A 16,784-nucleotide genomic window follows, 5' to 3' on the forward strand; every position below is an offset into this window, starting at 1 on the left:
TAAAAACAAAAAAGGGCCTTACGGCCCTTTTTTGTTTTATACACACTTTTTGTAAGCCGCTAGGCACGCCCCTGCAAAAAGTTGTGGGTCAGCTTGGCAAACAACTCTGGTTTCTCGGCGTGCAGCCAGTGCCCGGTACCACTGATCACCTTCACCTGGGCTTTGGGAAAGCGCTTCAGCACCTCACCCTTGTGGGCGTTGGTCAGGTAGTCGGAATGTTCTCCCTTGATAAACAGCACCGGCCGTTCGAAGTGGGTGTCGTCCCGATTGGCGCCGATCAATTTCGGGTAGTTGCTCTTCAACGCCGGCGTATTAATGCGCCAGTAATAGCCGCCATTGCTGTCGCGCACCAGGTTTTTAAGAATAAAACTACGTACGGCTGGCTCCTGAATATAGTGGGCGACCACCTCTTCCGCCTGGGAGCGCTTAGTGAGGGTACTCAAGTCGAGACTTTCAATCCCCGCAAAGACATCGTCGTGGCGCGGCACACCGTAATCCACCGGCGCGATATCACCCACCACCACCCGATCAATCCGCTCCGGGTTACTCAAGGCTAGCTCCATCATCACTTTTCCACCCAGCGAGTGGCCAAGCAGATGAGCACTATCAATCGATTCCGATACCAAAAACTCCGCCACATCCTCGGCCATGGCCGCCAGGCTCATATCGTCGGCGTGGGGTGAAGCGCCATGGTTGCGCATGTCCAGGCTGTAGACCCGATAGTGTTCAGAGAGGTAGCGGGCAATGCCGCCCAGATTTTCCAAGGAACCAAACAGCCCGTGCATCATTACCAGGGCCGGGCCGGAATCGCTGTATCGTTTGAAATTTAACTGCAAGGTGAACCCCAGTATTCACTGGTACCAATAGGAAATGGAGCGAGCTCCAATGGCGCCAGGGCCTAAGCATCCCCCTGGGGAACTTGACCCTGAAACGGGAAGGCGGCGATCTTGTCGGTACTTTTAACTTCGCTGATCTTACTGGTACCGGTCTTTTCGACCTCATCGATGCGGATAATGGCCTGCAGGGGAATGTAGGAGCGCTTTACCCCGGCGAACTCGGTCTTGAGTTTCTCTTCGCCCGGATCCACAAGCAGTTGCGAGCGCTCACCAAAGACAAACTCTTCCACTTCAATGAAACCGTACATTTCGCTTTGGTAGATGGCTTTCGCGAAGATCTCATAGACTTGGGAGCGATTGTAGAAAATCACTTTATAGATAGGGGCATTACTCATTATGTTCACTTCAGCAAGCAGACTGCGATAGAGGAGCATAGCATAGTTGGGTTGGGCACAGTTTAATTCAAGGTCACTGGCGCTATTAATTGGAGCAGTTCCGCCTGTTTCAGCCACCCCCGCCCTGGCGGCCTGCGGTCTGTGCCGCTATAATCGCCCTCCTTTTTTAGGTTAGATTTTATACAGGTAGCCGGCATGCCCCCAATTGAACAAAGCGCATCCCAAACAAGTGGTGTTGCGGTTTTCGACCCCGCTGATGCGAAGCCCTCTGTTCTGGCCAGCAGTGATCAGCCGCTGGCGGCCACCGCTGCAGGTACCAAAAAGCTCTACATTCAAACCCACGGCTGCCAGATGAACGAGTACGATTCCGCCCGCATGCGCGATCTGCTCGGCGAATCACACCACCTGGTTACCACCGACAACCCCGAAGAGGCCGATGTCCTGCTGATCAACACCTGCTCTATCCGGGAGAAGGCCCAGGAGAAACTGTTTCACCAGCTCGGCCGCTGGAAACACCTGAAGAAGGAGAACCCCAACGTCATCATTGGCGTGGGAGGCTGTGTAGCCAGCCAGGAGGGTGAGGCAATTGCCGAGCGCGCCCCCTTTGTCGACCTGATTTTTGGCCCACAAACCCTCCACCGTCTGCCCGAGATGATCGATGCCCCACGCGGCGATGGCGCGGTGGTGGTCGATATCAGTTTCCCAGAGATCGAAAAGTTCGATCGCCTGCCCGAACCCGAAGCCGATGGCGTTACTGCGTTTGTCTCGGTGATGGAAGGCTGCTCCAAATATTGCACCTTTTGTGTCGTTCCCTACACTCGTGGCGAGGAGGTCAGCCGTCCAGTGGCTGATGTGCTAAAAGAGATCGTCCACCTTGCCCGCCAGGGAGTACGCGAGATCAACCTGCTCGGCCAAAATGTAAATGCCTACCAGGGTGCCGATGCTGATGACCAAACCATCGACTTAGCCGAACTGATCACCCGCGTGGCTGCAGTACCGGGCATCGACCGGATTCGCTACACCACCTCCCACCCAGTGGAGTTCACCGACGCCCTGATCGACGTCTATGAATCGGTGCCGGAGCTGGTCAGCCACCTGCACCTGCCGGTGCAAAGCGGTTCCGACCGTATTCTTATGGCCATGAAACGGGGCCATACCGCCCTCGAATACAAGGCCAAGTTGCGCAAATTGCGTCGCATTCGTCCGGAAATCAGCTTCTCATCCGATTTTATTGTCGGCTTCCCCGGTGAGACCGAAGACGACTTCGAAGCCACCATGAAGCTGATCGAAGAGATGAACTTCGATACCTCCTTTAGCTTTATCTATAGCCCGCGCCCAGGCACACCGGCCGCAGATCTGCCCGATACCACCGACCCAGAGCTGAAAAAAGCACGCCTGCAGCGGCTGCAACAACAGCTGCTCAGCCAGGCCCAGCGCATCAGCCGGCAGATGGTGGGCAATACCGAGCGGGTACTGGTAACCGGCTTCAGCAAAAAGGATCCAGGCCAGCTCTCCGGGCGTACGGAGAACAACCGGGTGGTCAACTTCCGCTGTGACAATACCCGTCTGATCGGCCATTTTGCTGACATTTTGATCGAAGAGGCCCTACCCAACTCACTGCGCGGCTCGCTGCTCGCCTCCGAGCTGGACGACGACTTTTAACCCCAACCCAGAGGAGGCCCGGGTAGTAACCGGAATATTGAGTTTCGTTACCGGTTAAAACTCTGCGATATAAGGCATGGTTTGGGCTTCTCAGTAACGCAGTAATCGTTTACGCTACAAGACCGTGTCGTAACCGTAAGGACGGTTAAAAGCCACCATTGAACAATTCAACACCCACGGCTTCCACCGTTACCGAGCCGGAAGCCACTACCACACCTACCGACCAGGCCAGTAGTCCCGCCCTGGAAAGTGTCACCCAAACATTGACTTTGGAGCCGGCTGATACCCGACGCCTGGCTAGCCTGTGCGGTCAATTCGACGAACATATCCGCCAAATCGAGCAGCGTTTGGGAATTACCATCGCCAATCGCGGCGGTGACTTCTCCCTGAGCGGCCCTCAGCCTTCAGTGGCAGCGGCATCAATGCTACTCGCCAACCTCTATGCGGAGACCGCCGAAGACAAACCATTGACGGCAGAAATGGTCCATTTGGCGCTGCAGCAGGCCAGCCTCGACAGCCTGGCCGAAGCCAGCAGCGCCGATCAACTCACCCTGATCCGCACCAAAAAGTGTACCGTCAAACCCCGCGGCAAGAATCAGCAGCGCTATGTGCGGGCGGTACAGCGCAACGATATCAACTTTGGCATTGGTCCTGCAGGGACCGGCAAAACCTATCTGGCGGTGGCTTGTGCGGTAGAGGCACTGCTCAAAGACCAGATAGAGCGGATATTGCTGGTTCGACCAGCGGTTGAGGCCGGTGAAAAGCTGGGCTTTCTGCCCGGGGACCTGTCGCAGAAGGTTGACCCCTACCTGCGGCCACTCTACGACGCCCTTTATGAGATGCTCGGCTTTGAAACCGTCGGCAAGCTCATTGAGCGCAATGTCATTGAAGTGGCCCCCTTGGCCTATATGCGCGGGCGAACGCTGAATAACGCTTTTGTGATACTGGACGAGAGCCAGAATACGACGCGTGAGCAGATGAAGATGTTTCTGACGCGCATTGGTTTTGGCAGCACCGCGGTGATTAACGGTGACCCCAGCCAGATCGACCTGCCGCGTGGGCAGGCATCGGGTTTGCGCCATGCTATTGAGGTGCTCGATGGCGTTGATGGGATCAGCTTCACCTATTTTGGCGCCAAGGATGTGGTTCGCCACCCCCTGGTACAACGCATTGTTGAAGCCTACGACCGCGCCGAACAGAACGACCAGTCCTCGTCCAATCAGCGCCCGGAATGATGCTCGATCTGCAAATAGCCTGCGCCGATGCCGGGCTGCCAAGTGAAGCGCAGTTACAGCAGTGGGCGGCGGCGGCAATTCAGAACCCGAACGGGGACGAAGAGCTGACCATCCGCATTGTCGAGCGCGATGAGAGCCACGCGTTAAACCAACAGTACCGCGGCCAGGATAAACCCACTAACGTGCTCTCTTTCCCTGCCGATTTGCCGCCAGGTATTGAGCTGAACCTCCTCGGCGACATCATTATTTGCGCGCCGGTGGTTTTCGCCGAAGCGAGCGAGCAGGGGAAAACAGCCGATGCCCACTGGGCGCACATGGTCGTCCACGGCGTATTGCATTTACAGGGCTACGACCACACAGAAGAGGACGAAGCCCAGGTGATGGAATCACTGGAAGTTAAAATATTAAATAAACTGGGGTTTGGTGACCCCTATCAGCAACAACCTTAGGAGAGTTTGCTTCTAATGAACGAAGACCCGTCGAGTAGTCGACAGTCCTCGCGCCACCACGACAAGTCTTGGTTAGTCAGATTGATGTCTGGCTTCTCACCCGAGCCCAAATCGCGCGAGGACTTACTCAACATTATTAAAGATGCTGCCGCCAACCAGCTACTGGACGAAGAAGCGGTTAGCATGATTGAAGGCGCCATCGATGTTCAAGAGCGCCAGGTTCGCGAGGTGATGGTACCGCGCTCACAGATGACCGTGGTGCGCTTGGATGACACCCCCGAATCGATCCTGCCAATCATCATTGAATCCGCCCACTCCCGCTTCCCCGTTATTGGCGAATCCGTGGATGACATCAAAGGGATTCTGCTCGCCAAAGATCTCCTGCCGCTGATCTTAAACGGCAAAGAGGACTTCTCGCTGGAGAGGATTATTCGCCCCGCCAGCATCATTCCCGAGAGTAAGCGCCTGAATGTGTTACTGCGCGAGTTCCGCGAGAATCGCTACCACATGGCCCTGGTTATCGACGAGTACGGTGCTATTGCCGGCCTGGTAACCATTGAGGATGTGCTCGAAAAAATCGTGGGCGATATCGAGGACGAAACCGACGAAGACGAAGACGACGGTTTTGTTCGAAAAGTCTCCGATAACGAATACGTCATCAAAGCACTGCTGCCCATTGAGGAGTTCAACGAGCAGTTTGGCGCCAAGTTTGACGACAACGAATTCGATACCATCGGCGGCATATTGATACGGGCCTTTGGCCACCTGCCGAGCCGCAATGAGCATGTTGAATTGAATGGCTTTGAGTTTCGTATTCTCTACGCAGACAGCCGTCAAATTCACCTGGTACGATTGACCCTTCCTCAAAGTTAGTCTGGCTATCCGAACATACGGATATAGGGATATAGAGTGCCAAAAGGTCTCCCGTCTGTGACCCGTTTCGCCCGCCTCTGCGCGGGCTGCTTCCGCCCCCAAACCCTATTACTGCTATTGGCCAACCTGGTGACAGGCGGGCTGGTGCCCCTCTCACTCGCCCCTTTTGACTACTGGCCAGCCGGGTTGCTCGGTGTCGCCCTGTTCAACACACTTCTGACCTTGCAGACACGCGGGCACTTCTGGTCTGCGCTGGCGTTTGGCTGTGGCCTGTTTGGTGTGGGTGCCTCATGGGTTTATGTCAGTATTCACGGCTTCGGTATGGCCTCCACAGCCCTGGCACTGTTGCTCACCAGTCTGTTTGTCGGGGGGTTGGCGCTGGTTTTTGCACTGCCCTACTGCTTTTGGCAGCGCTTTCGCAGTACCAATTTAACGGTCACTCTGACAGTGGTCGCCCCCCTGTTTTGGCTGTTTGGCGAATGGTTGCGCGGCTGGCTATTGACGGGTTTTCCCTGGCTGTACCTGGGCTACGGCCACCTGCATACCCCCTTGGCGGGGCTGGCGCCGGTGGGCGGTGTGTTACTGGTTGGCTGGGCGGTGGCGGTCACCGGCAGCGGACTGGTCGCCCTTGGCCGCTTGGCCCTGGCACGCCGTTGGCCTGCGGCTCTCGGCCTGTTGACGGCCCTTATGGCACTCTGGTTATCAGCCCTGGGCATGGTCCAAGTGGAGTGGACGAAACCCGCCGGCAACAGCAAAACCGTAGCCCTGGTGCAACCCAATATCCCCCAGGAGTTAAAATGGGCACCAGCCGAGCGCCTGCCCACCCTGCGGCTGCTGCAGTCATTGAGCGACCCGCTGTGGCCAGAAGTAGACTGGATCGTCTGGCCGGAAGCGGCGCTACCCATGCTGTATGAAAATGCAGTCCCTTTCCTGAACGACATCAGCCAGAGGGCGGCAGCCAATAACGCCGCGTTGATCACCGGCGTACTCTATCGCGCGCCCGACACCGGCGAGATTCACAACAGCATCATTGCCCGCGGCATCGGCCAGGGGCTGTACAGTAAATCCCGATTGGTGCCCTTTGGCGAGTACGTGCCGCTTGGGCACTGGCTGCGCGGTCTGCTCGACTTTTTCAATATGCCCACCTCAATCATTGCCCCATCCCACGGTGCACAGCCCAACCTACTGCTCGGTGATACCCTGCTCAGTGCAGACATCTGCTACGAGGTCGCTTATCCTGCTCTGATTGCCCGCCACGCCCAGGGTGCCAATGTACTATTGACCATCTCCAATGATGCCTGGTTTGGTGACTCCATCGGCCCCTTGCAACATATGCAGATGGCACAGATGCGCGCACTGGAAACCGGGCGCGACCTGATCCGGGCCACCAACAACGGCATCAGCGCACTGGTCGATCATCAAGGCGACATTCGCACGCGCCTGCCGCAATTTGAACGCCGGGTATTGATCGGCGAAGTGGTACCCAGGGCCGGGATTACCCCCTACATGCTGTGGCGAAATAATCCGTTGATTGGGGCCATGGCGCTGGCTTTCCTGGCCTTGGCTTGGCGTGCACGAACTCGTAACCGAGATCTCCATGCAGACAAAAAATCGCTGGCAAAGCCCACTTAGATGGGCGTTGATCATTCTGCTCACCACGCTGCTGGTGAGCTGCAGCAGGGTTCGCCTGGCCTATGGCTTTCTCGACAACTGGCTGCGCTGGCAAACGGCAAACTACGTCACTCTGGACAGCCAGCAGCAACAGCAACTCACCCGCCTAACCAAAGAGTTTCAGCGCTGGCACCAGGCCCACGAACTGAACGACTACGCCCACCTGCTCGACGCCACCGTCACCACCTTCGCCGGTGAGACCATCAGTACCGAGGATTTAACTGCGGCCTTCAGCGAAATCGGCCAACTCTGGCAGCGCACTGAAGCGCGGTTAATACCCATCGCCGAAGCCATACTGGCGACCCTGAGCCAGGAACAGATAGACCAGATTGTCACGCAGCTGCAGAAGGAGAGTGGCGACTTCCAAGAGGAGTATGTCGCCCTCAGCAGCGACGAAATCCCCCGCAAAAGGGCAGAAGAGACGTTAGAGAACCTGGAGAGCGTGCTGGGCAAGCTGACCCCGGCACAGGTTGACACTGTTGAACAGTGGGCCCGGGGCCAGGCCAGCCTGGCGGTGCTTACCCTGCAGCAGCAGCGCATTTGGCAGTACCAATTTGAACAGGCTCTGCGCACCGATTTAAGCGAGCACGATAATCTGCGGCGCGCAGCCAGATTGATCTTTGCGCAACCGGAATACCTCAGCCGGGAGCATGAACGCCTGACCACCAACAACCGTCAGGCGTGGCGGGAGATGATCGTAACCATCCACGGCAGTTTAACCGAGGCACAAAAAAAGCGGCTGCTAGGCCGCTTGGCGGGTTATGCCAGCGACTTCCGTTACCTCGCCGGCAGAGCTGAACAGGCCAGTGCAATCAGCCGTATTGAAACCACTGCTCCAAAGACTCCTCTTGCCAGAGCTGCAGCTGAGTGAGCCCTTCATCCACCACCTTCAGGTAGACATCGATAGTCTCGGTGGCCAAGTCGAACAGTTGGCGACTGTTCATATTGATCAGTTTCGGCTCCAGAATCTCTTTCTCCACCGTGGTCAGCAGAAACATCAATTTGAATTCATAGGCTTTGATCAGTGGCAAATTCCGGATGGCGTCGCGGGTAATCTCCAGCAACCGGTCAGCCTGGCTGCGTACCTTTTCATGCTGCACCCGCGTGCCCTGAATAAAGTAGCGCAGCTTGCTCGATTCCAACTCATCCTGGCTGCCGCGACTGGCCGCCAATGTGGCCAAACCCCGGATTTTAGCCACCAACTCCACCAGCGATGGCAGCTGGTTACAGACAAAGACCAACAGGCCAACCTGGTTGATCTGCTGTTTGCGGGGCTCCACATTACGCGTCGCCACCGGTGCCGACTCGCCGAATTCGGTAGCAACCGGTCGCTCCAGAAAGCGCGCCAAGTTCATCATCAGCTGTAGTAGCTGCTCGATAAAATGGGAGTGGTACTCGAAGTTCTCCATCACCGAATCGCCCTGCCAATCACGCTCAATAACCGTCCAGGCGGCACTCAGCTTTTCCAACTGAGTGGAGGAGAGAAGATTATTGGATTGTAGGGAGAATGCCTGCAACGCCTTCATACGTCTGCCAACCTGCAACTGCAGACTGGTAAAGTCAGGCTCAAACTCCTCGTAGCCAGCAATCAGGGACATTCCCAACCCGCGATGCCGCTGAATATCACGGCACAAATGGCTGATCTGTTTAATTAAGCTGAGCGCGAGAAGGCGCTCGTTGTAACCTTTACAGGCAACAACTAAATCACCGCTGCTCATGTTGTTTTCTATTTTGATCTGTTTATTCAATGGTTTTCCATCTTGGTCTTGGTCACAACCTTCTGCACTGAAAGCTTTTCAAGCAACCACTCACCTTTCCAGCTGAGATGATTCACTCAAACAGCAGACCAAGGTGACGCCTCCCTGAAGCCACCAATGCTGTCACCGCATCACCAGCAATAGCTATACCAAGCGGTGCACAATCTCTCGAGCAGGCACCAGAATATAACACCGCCGGCACCATTCAGTTAGAAGCAGGCAACAGAAATGATCATAGCGACGCACCCGAAGAACACCAACTTATTTTACATGCACCAAAAAGCACCTAAATAGAAACACCGATACACCTGAATGGCATTACACAGGGGTTAACCGACTGGTCAATGTAAATTTAGTGAAAAGATACTGTTCAATATATCGACGGTTTTTCACTCGATTGATACTATGTTTCTGTGAACCGGTTAACATTACTGACACCTTACATTACCATTTCCTAATTAAATGGCTATGTAACCCTACCCAGGTAAAGGTGAGATTTTCTGTTTTTCTGGAACACAATCGGAAAGTAGGTCGGTTTTGGTCAAACGGAATGTGGCCGCCCAACTATGGGTCACCTTGACTGAATTGGCTGACGAAGGATCAGGACTAATCGTGGGGAAAAAGGAATGAGATTGAAGCCTTTAAAGATCGCTGTGCTTGCCACCTGCATGGCAGCCGCCACACCCGCCTTCGCAAGAAGCGGTGGTGACGGCAGCCATCATCACGGTGACGGCGGCGGTTCATGGGACGTCTGCAGCAGCTCTTTCGCATTCTTCTTCCAGGAGTGTAATACAGCACCGGAAGGCGATTCGAGAGAGCCCAGCAACGTGCCGGAACTGAACGCGGCATCAGCAACGCTGGTAGGTTCTATGGCTATTGGACTTTTGGCAGTGACAGCCGAGCGCCGTCGCCGTCGTAAAGAACCTTAGTTAACGAGCACTCTAGCTAAGTAGTCACAGAGCCGGCCATTGTGGCCGGCTCTGTTTCTTCCAGCCACCCGTAAATGCTTTTTGCAAAAGCCATCTCTCATCAGCACTAGCCCTTGCCAAATATTCTGACATACTCCTTGTGGTAGCCAATTCTCCTCCCACCAGCCAAATTTGTTGCCCGATTCCCACATAATGAATGTCAACGACAGCAACCCCCACGCTCAAACGATGCGTACGACCACACTGATAAAAGTTGTGGCGATAGCGCTGTTGTTAGCAGAGGTATTGCTGATCAGCACCCTGATGGATGCGGCCACCATTGCCGACAACCGCAACGCATCCCTGGTCTGGATACTGTCCCATGCCGCGTTGCTGATCCAATGGTCCGCCGTGGCCGCCGGGGCCTACCTGCTGATCCGTATCGCCAGCCCGGAGCCCCTGCCGGCCAGCTTACAAAACAGCCAGGCACAATCTCCACTCATTCTGATTGTTAAGCTGGCAATCAACCTGATTGCCTATGCGCTCTTTTTTAGCCTTAGCGTCCAGATTTTTAAGCCGATGGCTACCGATGCCGGGGGTAACCTGGGCCTGGCCACCCTGCTCTGGTTGACCTGTGGCCTGACGGTCCTCTTGACGGTACTGTTGATGATTTTGCCCCTGCGGAGCTGGTGGCACTTTGGCGCAGCCCAAAAGCAGGCACTGTTGCTCTGTGCGCTGGTGGCAACCATCGTCACCGCCGTTTCTCTGCTATCGAAAAGCCTCTGGCCGACGTTTATCTATCCCACCTTTGCCGCCAGCGAATGGCTGCTGCAGCTGTTTGTACCCGCGGTCTACTCGGTTCCGGAAAAGCTCTATCTGGGGGTTGATCAGTTTGTGGTGCATATCTCCGCCACCTGCTCCGGTGTGGAAGGGATGGGGCTCGCGGTCTGCTTTACCCTGCTCTACCTCTATATTCAGCGCGACCAGCTGCGTTTTCCCCAAGCACTGATTCTGCTGCCACTGGCGGCTGTCTTGAGCTGGCTGCTCAACGTGGTACGTATCGCCCTGCTTATTTTGCTGGGCGAGTTCGTCTCTCCCGATTTCGCTATTGGCGGCTTTCACAGCCAGGCCGGCTGGTTCACCTTTATCGGCCTGGCCATGGCCATTATCTACGGCTTTAACCGCATCCCCTGGTTTAAACACCAGAGCCAAACAGCACCCGTCGCAGTGCCGTTAAAACGGGATACCGCCTCGGCCATACTGATCAGCTTTATTCTGTTTCTGCTGGGTGCGCTCATCATGGGCCTGGAGAGTCGGCCACTGAACTGGCTCTACCCAATCAAGGCGTTGTTGGGCGGTGCCGCGCTGCTCTACTTCTGGCGAACCCTGCAAATACCCACGCCGACCCGCCTGCCGGAAGCAATTTTGTGGGGCCTGGCGGGGCTGGCGCTGTGGCTGCTTCTGATTCCCACCGACTCAGGCTTTAACCAAACTCTCTCCGCCAGCCTGGGTGAAGGCGCGCTCGCCCTCTCGATTGTATGGGTGGCCATCCGCTGCCTGGGTTCGATAGTGATTGCCCCAATCATTGAAGAGTTACTGTTTCGTTCCTATCTGCTGGCTCGCATTGCCGGCCAACCGATCGATCACCGCCAGCCGCTACCTTTCCACTGGCTGAGCTTGATTGTCTCGAGTCTGGCCTTTGGTGCTATTCACAACCAGTGGCTGGCCGGCGCCCTGGTCGGCGTGCTGTTTGCCGTTGCCCGCTACCGCGGCAATATCACCTCCGCAATCATCGCCCACGCCACCACCAATGCCGGTTTGTGCCTCTATGCCATCCTCTTTGGCCAGTGGTCGTACCTCTAACCAGGCGAAAATCACCACGCCATCGCATTCTCAGTAGCTTACTTCTATAATTGCCGCTTTTATTTCCAGTACCGACTAGCCAACAGGTCACCCAGCACCGATGAAAGAACATTATCAGCCCGCAGAAGTCGAGGCCGAAGCCCAGCAATTTTGGGATACCAACCAAACCTTCAAAGTTACCGAAGACACCAGCAAAGAGAAATTCTACTGCCTGGCGATGTTCCCCTACCCCAGCGGCAAGTGCCACATGGGCCATGTGCGCAACTACACCATCACCGACGTGATCGCCCGCTACCAGCGCATGCTCGGCAAAAATGTTCTGCACCCCATGGGCTGGGATGCCTTTGGCCTACCGGCTGAAAACGCCGCCATCCAAAACAAAACCGCGCCCGCCAAGTGGACCTACTCCAACATTGACTATATGAAAGGCCAGCTGCGCAGCCTGGGCTTTGGTATCGACTGGAGCCGGGAGCTGGCCACCTGTAGATCGGACTACTATCGCTGGGAGCAGTGGTTTTTCACCCGCCTGTACGAGAAGGGGCTGGTCTACAAAAAGATGTCCACCGTTAACTGGGATCCGGTCGACCAGACGGTGCTGGCCAATGAGCAGGTGATCGACGGTCGCGGCTGGCGCTCCGGCGCCGTGGTCGAGCGTAAAGAGATCCCCCAGTGGTTCATTAAGATCACCGCCTACGCCCAGGAGCTGCTCGATAGCCTCGATAAGCTGCCACACTGGCCGGAGCAGGTGAAAACCATGCAGCGCAACTGGATTGGCCGCTCCAAAGGGGTGGAGATGAGCTTCGAACTGCTCGCCCCCGTGGCCGGCATGGCGTCGTTCAGCGTCTACACCACCCGCCCCGACACCTTGATGGGGGTTACCTACGTCACCCTCGCCGCCGAGCACCCCATTGCCCTGGAGCTGGCCCAAAGCAACTCGGCGTTGAGCGAATTCATCACCCAGTGCAAAAAGCAGAGTGTGGCCGAGGCCGATATGGCCGCCATGGAAAAACTGGGGATGGATACCGGCCTTAAGGCCAAACACCCGGTCACTGGCGAGCCGGTGCCGGTTTGGGTGGGCAACTATGTATTGATGGACTATGGCTCCGGTGCGGTAATGGCGGTGCCCGCCCACGACCAACGCGACTACGAGTTCGCGCAAAAATACGACCTGCCCATCGTGCAGGTGATCGACGCCGAGGGCGACCTCAGCCAGGCGGCAATTGTCGACAAAGGCACGCTGATCAACTCTGGCGAGGGCTTCAAGCAGTGGGATGGCCTCAACTTCGGCCAGGCGTTCAAGGCCATAAGCCAATACCTGATCGAGCACGGTAAGGGCTCGGTGCAGACCAACTATCGCCTGCGCGATTGGGGTGTCTCCCGCCAACGCTATTGGGGCTGCCCCATCCCCATGCTCAACCTGGCCAACGGCACAGAGATTCCGGTACCGGCCGAGCGCCTGCCCATCCTGTTGCCAGAGGCAGTCGAAATGGACGGCGTGCAGTCGCCCATTAAAGCCGACCCGCAGTGGCGCAAGGCTGACGCTATCGATGGCGTTACCGCCGAACACGAAACCGACACCTTCGACACCTTTATGGAGTCGAGCTGGTACTACGCCCGCTTTACCAGCCCGCAGTTTACCGGTGGCATGATCGACAAGCAGGCGGCCGACTACTGGCTGCCGGTGGATCAGTATGTGGGTGGTATCGAACACGCCATTTTGCACCTGCTCTACGCGCGCTTCTTCCATAAGCTGATGCGCGATGAGGGCTTGGTCAGCTGCGATGAGCCCTTTGAGCAGCTGCTCTGCCAGGGCATGGTGCTGGCCGAATCCTTCTATCAGGTAAACGAGGATGGCTCCAAAACCTGGTACAACCCCGCCGAGGTGTTACTGGAGAAGGACGACAAAGGCAAAATTATCGCCGCCAGTCATCCCGAAGCCGGCCCACTGCAGCTGGGTGGCACCATTAAAATGTCCAAATCGAAAAACAACGGCGCCGACCCACAGGAAGCCGTTGAGAAGTACGGTGCTGATACCGTGCGTCTGTTTGCCATGTTTGCCGCCCCGCCGGAGCAGACCCTGGAGTGGCACGACAGCGGCGTAGAGGGCGCCAGCCGCTTCCTGCGCCGGCTCTGGAAAACCGTGCACGCCCATCTCGAGGCCGGTTCCCCGGCGGCCCTGGTGGCCGGCGAACTCAACGCCGAACAGAAACAGCTGCGTCGCAAGGTACACGAGACCATCGCTAAAGTGAGTGACGACTTCGGCCAGCGGCTCACCTTCAACACCGCCATTGCCGCGGTGATGGAACTGCTCAACGAGGCCAACCGCCTGGCCGACCGCGCCACGCCCCAGGGCCTTGCCGTTGAGCGCGAAGCCCTGACCAGCATGACCCTGCTGTTGTCACCCATTGTGCCGCACATCTGTCACAGCCTGTGGCAGGCCCTAGGCCATGGCAGCGATCTGGTCGACCAAAGCTGGCCTGAAGCCGACGCCGATGCCCTGGTACGCGACACCCTGGTCTACCCGGTCCAGGTCAATGGCAAGATCCGCGGCCAGATTGAGATGGCCACCAGTGCCAGCGATGACGACATCCTGGCTGCAGCCAAGGCCGAGCCCAATGTCGCCAAGTTCCTGGAAGGGATGACCATCAAAATGAGCAAAGTGGTGCCCGGCAAGCTGGTCACCTTTGCGGTGAAATAGGCTAAGTGATTGTGTCGAATTTCCCTCGAGCGCTGCTGCTGGCTCTGGCAACATTACTGGCTGCCGGCCTGACTGGCTGTGGCTGGCACCTGCGCGGCGACCTCAATCTGAGTGAAGAGGCTCGCCGCATTCACCTCACCGACAGCCGCGTGAACGTGGAGCTGCGCCGGGAGCTGGAGCGACTGTTTACCCAAAGCGGGGTTGAGCTGAGCGCGGATAAGTCCACCAGCTACACCCTGCACCTGACCTCCGCCAACGAGGATCGGCGGGTCTCCAGCCTCGGCTCCGATGCCGTTGCCGATAGTGTCAGCCTGACACTGTCACTCAGCTACAGCATCATCGCCCCCGCAGGGCAGGTGGTTGTCGAACCGGTGGCAATCAGCGTCACCCGCAGCTACAACTACGACCGCGACAATGTCGCCGCCAAGGCGGAGGAGGAGCAGCTGTTGAAGAGTGAGATTCGACGCGAAGTGGTGCAGCAGATCTTACGCGGCTACCGCTATGCGGTGGAGAACGCGCAGACCGCGGCACCCGCTTCCGACTCATCCGCTCCCGACTCCCCCACACCCGTGGCCCACGAATCCCTGGATGAATAAACTCCGCCCCGAACAGCTCGCCGGCCACTGTCGCAAACCGCTGGCCCAGGTCTACATTATTGCCGGCGACGAACCGCTGCTACAGCAGGAGGCCTGCGACACCATCCGCCGGGCGGCCACGGAACAGGGTTTTAGCGAGCGCGAGCGCTACTACGGTGACAGCACCATCGACTGGCAGCAGCTGCTGGCCGGCGCCGCCAACTTCTCTCTCTTTGCCGAACGCAAACTGATCGAAGTTCACTTCTACAAGGCCAAGCTCAACGAAGAGGCCAACCAGGCACTCTGCCACTACGCCAGTGAAATTCCCGACGACACCATACTGTTGATCACCACCCCCAAGCTCGATGGCAACAGCCAGAAAGCGAAGTGGTTTAAAGCGCTCGATCCACACGCGGTGTTGCTGACGGTATGGCCAGTGACGGTGGATGCCCTACCCGCCTGGATCGACCAACGCCTGCGTCAGGCGGGCTTGAAGGCCTCGTCTGAGGCGATTGAGATTCTGGCAGCCAAGGTTGAGGGCAATCTGTTGGCCGCCAGCCAGGAGATTGAAAAGCTGAAACTGCTGGTGGGCCAGGAGGAGCTGATCGACACCACCAGCATGGCCAACCTGGTGGGCGACAGTGCCCGCTATGACCTGTTCAGCTTGGTCGACCGGGCTCTGGCCGGTGATGCAGCCAGCGCGGTGAAGACCCTGGTGGGTTTACAGAGCGAGGGTACCGATTCGGTGATTATTCTCTGGTCGCTGGCGCGCGAGATACGCACATTGGCCGAGTTGCATGAACTGCTGCAGAGCGGCCGTCCCATCGAACAGGCACTCAATCAGCTACGGGTTTGGGAGAAGCGCAAACCGATCATGCGCCAGGCACTTAGCCGCATCTCCGCCCGCCACAGCCAACACCTGCTGCGTAAAGCTTATGGCATTGATCGCGCCATTAAGGGGATGCGCCGCGCCGACCCCTGGTCGGAGTTGAAGGATCTGGTACTCCACCTGGCCGGCGCGGTGTGTCTGCCACCCGGCCTCGACCTCCTCGCCCTCGACGAAGAGGCCTAACGCAACATCAACGTTTGCGCTCTACCATCGACTGGTAAAACTGCTTGGCGGTACGGGCACTGTTGGTACCGCGCGAACGGGCAAACAGCTTGGCGGCATCGAGCAGCTCCTCCCTGGAAATAGCCAACTCCACACCTTCAAACAGACTCTCGACCACCGCCTGATACTCCTGCCAACTGATCGGGTAAAACGAGAGCCACAGGCCAAAGCGATCGGCCAGGGACAACTTCTCCTCCACGGTATCGGAGTGCAGGACACTGGTATCGGCCATGCGTGCCGCCAGGGTCTCATTGTTGTCGGCCTGGGTTTGCGGTACCAGGTGGCGGCGGTTAGAGGTGGCGTAGAGCACGACGTTATCCGGCGGCAGCTCAATGGAGCCCTCCAACACGCTCTTTAGGTGTTTATAGCTGGTCTCTTCGGAATCGAACGAGAGGTCGTCACAAAAGAGGATGAAGCGGTAGGGCTCCATATGGATATGGTCGACAATCTCCGGCAGGTCGATCAGGTCGGCCTTGTCGACCTCCACCACCCGCAGGCCATCGGCGGCGTACTCATTGAGCAGGGCTTTAATCAGGCTCGACTTACCAGTGCCTTTGGCTCCCCACAGCAGGGCGTGGTTGGCCGGTTGGCCAGCCAAAAAGCGTTGAGTATTGGTGATCAGCAGTTGTTTTTGGCGGTCGACCTGGAGCAGCCGCTCCAGGCGAATAGGGTCCAGGCGGGCGACCGGTCGCAGGTGATTATGTTTGGGGCGCCAGATGGCGGCGTAGTGTTGTTGCCAATTGATCAAACT

The 16,784-nt window shown here is 57.2% G+C and carries 14 protein-coding genes and 1 pseudogene; 11 read left to right on the forward strand and 4 right to left on the reverse strand.

Annotation, left to right across the window (positions count from 1 at the left end; translation table 11 throughout):
• Positions 1-59 precede the first annotated feature (59 nt).
• Positions 60-836: an alpha/beta fold hydrolase gene (locus tag SBL51_RS11050; RefSeq protein WP_317930988.1), complete on the reverse strand. Its 777-nt coding sequence runs from the start codon at positions 834-836 to the stop codon at positions 60-62.
• Between the two features lie 62 nt (positions 837-898).
• Positions 899-1,231, reverse strand: a complete 333-nt coding sequence (locus tag SBL51_RS11055; protein ID WP_317930989.1) for a DUF1820 family protein — start codon at positions 1,229-1,231, stop codon at positions 899-901.
• A gap of 195 nt (positions 1,232-1,426) precedes the next feature.
• Here SBL51_RS11055 and miaB point away from each other — a divergent pair.
• The 6 genes and pseudogenes from miaB to SBL51_RS11085 all read left to right on the forward strand — a co-directional run.
• A pseudogene (gene miaB, locus SBL51_RS11060) lies at positions 1,427-2,875 on the forward strand (tRNA (N6-isopentenyl adenosine(37)-C2)-methylthiotransferase MiaB); the annotation flags it as partial.
• Positions 2,876-3,051: 176 nt separating this feature from the next.
• Entirely contained in the window at positions 3,052-4,128 is a 1,077-nt protein-coding gene (locus tag SBL51_RS11065) for a PhoH family protein (RefSeq protein WP_411860470.1), read from the forward strand.
• The gene (gene ybeY, locus SBL51_RS11070; RefSeq protein ID WP_317930990.1) at positions 4,125-4,577 is read left to right on the forward strand and encodes an rRNA maturation RNase YbeY; all 453 of its coding nucleotides are present in this window, start codon (positions 4,125-4,127) and stop codon (positions 4,575-4,577) included. Before SBL51_RS11065 ends, ybeY begins: the two co-directional genes overlap by 4 nt.
• A 15-nt stretch (positions 4,578-4,592) precedes the next feature.
• Positions 4,593-5,450, forward strand: coding sequence for an HlyC/CorC family transporter (locus SBL51_RS11075; RefSeq protein WP_317930991.1), 858 nt, complete (start codon positions 4,593-4,595; stop codon positions 5,448-5,450).
• 57 nt (positions 5,451-5,507) lie between these two features.
• Positions 5,508-7,082, forward strand: coding sequence for an apolipoprotein N-acyltransferase (lnt, locus tag SBL51_RS11080; RefSeq protein WP_317930992.1), 1,575 nt, complete (start codon positions 5,508-5,510; stop codon positions 7,080-7,082).
• On the forward strand, positions 7,048-7,992 hold the full coding sequence (locus SBL51_RS11085; RefSeq protein WP_317930993.1) for a DUF6279 family lipoprotein: 945 nt from the start codon (positions 7,048-7,050) through the stop codon (positions 7,990-7,992). Before lnt ends, SBL51_RS11085 begins: the two co-directional genes overlap by 35 nt.
• On the opposite strand, the gene SBL51_RS11090 is transcribed toward SBL51_RS11085, so the two are convergent.
• On the reverse strand, positions 7,934-8,869 hold the full coding sequence (locus SBL51_RS11090) for a hypothetical protein (RefSeq protein WP_317930994.1): 936 nt from the start codon (positions 8,867-8,869) through the stop codon (positions 7,934-7,936). The two genes, SBL51_RS11085 and SBL51_RS11090, sit on opposite strands and share 59 nt — an antisense overlap.
• Positions 8,870-9,504: 635 nt before the next feature.
• Here SBL51_RS11090 and SBL51_RS11095 point away from each other — a divergent pair.
• The 5 genes from SBL51_RS11095 to holA all read left to right on the forward strand — a co-directional run bounded on the left by SBL51_RS11095 (position 9,505) and on the right by holA (position 15,994).
• Positions 9,505-9,807: a hypothetical protein gene (locus SBL51_RS11095; protein ID WP_317930995.1), complete on the forward strand. Its 303-nt coding sequence runs from the start codon at positions 9,505-9,507 to the stop codon at positions 9,805-9,807.
• Between the two features lie 192 nt (positions 9,808-9,999).
• A complete protein-coding gene (gene xrtE, locus SBL51_RS11100; RefSeq protein WP_317930996.1) occupies positions 10,000-11,649 on the forward strand; it encodes an exosortase E/protease, VPEID-CTERM system in 1,650 nt (549 codons plus the stop codon).
• 100 nt (positions 11,650-11,749) lie between these two features.
• Positions 11,750-14,347 (forward strand): leucine--tRNA ligase, encoded by a 2,598-nt coding sequence (gene leuS, locus SBL51_RS11105; protein ID WP_317930997.1) that lies wholly within the window; start codon positions 11,750-11,752, stop codon positions 14,345-14,347.
• An 11-nt stretch (positions 14,348-14,358) separates the two neighbouring features.
• Positions 14,359-14,943: an LPS assembly lipoprotein LptE gene (lptE, locus tag SBL51_RS11110; protein WP_317930998.1), complete on the forward strand. Its 585-nt coding sequence runs from the start codon at positions 14,359-14,361 to the stop codon at positions 14,941-14,943.
• Entirely contained in the window at positions 14,936-15,994 is a 1,059-nt protein-coding gene (holA, locus tag SBL51_RS11115) for a DNA polymerase III subunit delta (protein WP_317930999.1), read from the forward strand. Before lptE ends, holA begins: the two co-directional genes overlap by 8 nt.
• 7 nt (positions 15,995-16,001) lie before the next feature.
• Here the strand turns inward: holA and SBL51_RS11120 are convergent, their stop codons facing one another.
• Positions 16,002-16,781, reverse strand: a complete 780-nt coding sequence (locus SBL51_RS11120; protein WP_317931000.1) for an ATP-binding protein — start codon at positions 16,779-16,781, stop codon at positions 16,002-16,004.
• Positions 16,782-16,784: the final 3 nt, after the last annotated feature.

The sequence above is a fragment of the Halioxenophilus sp. WMMB6 genome (genome assembly GCF_033283405.1).
GTDB lineage: Bacteria > Pseudomonadota > Gammaproteobacteria > Pseudomonadales > Cellvibrionaceae > Halioxenophilus.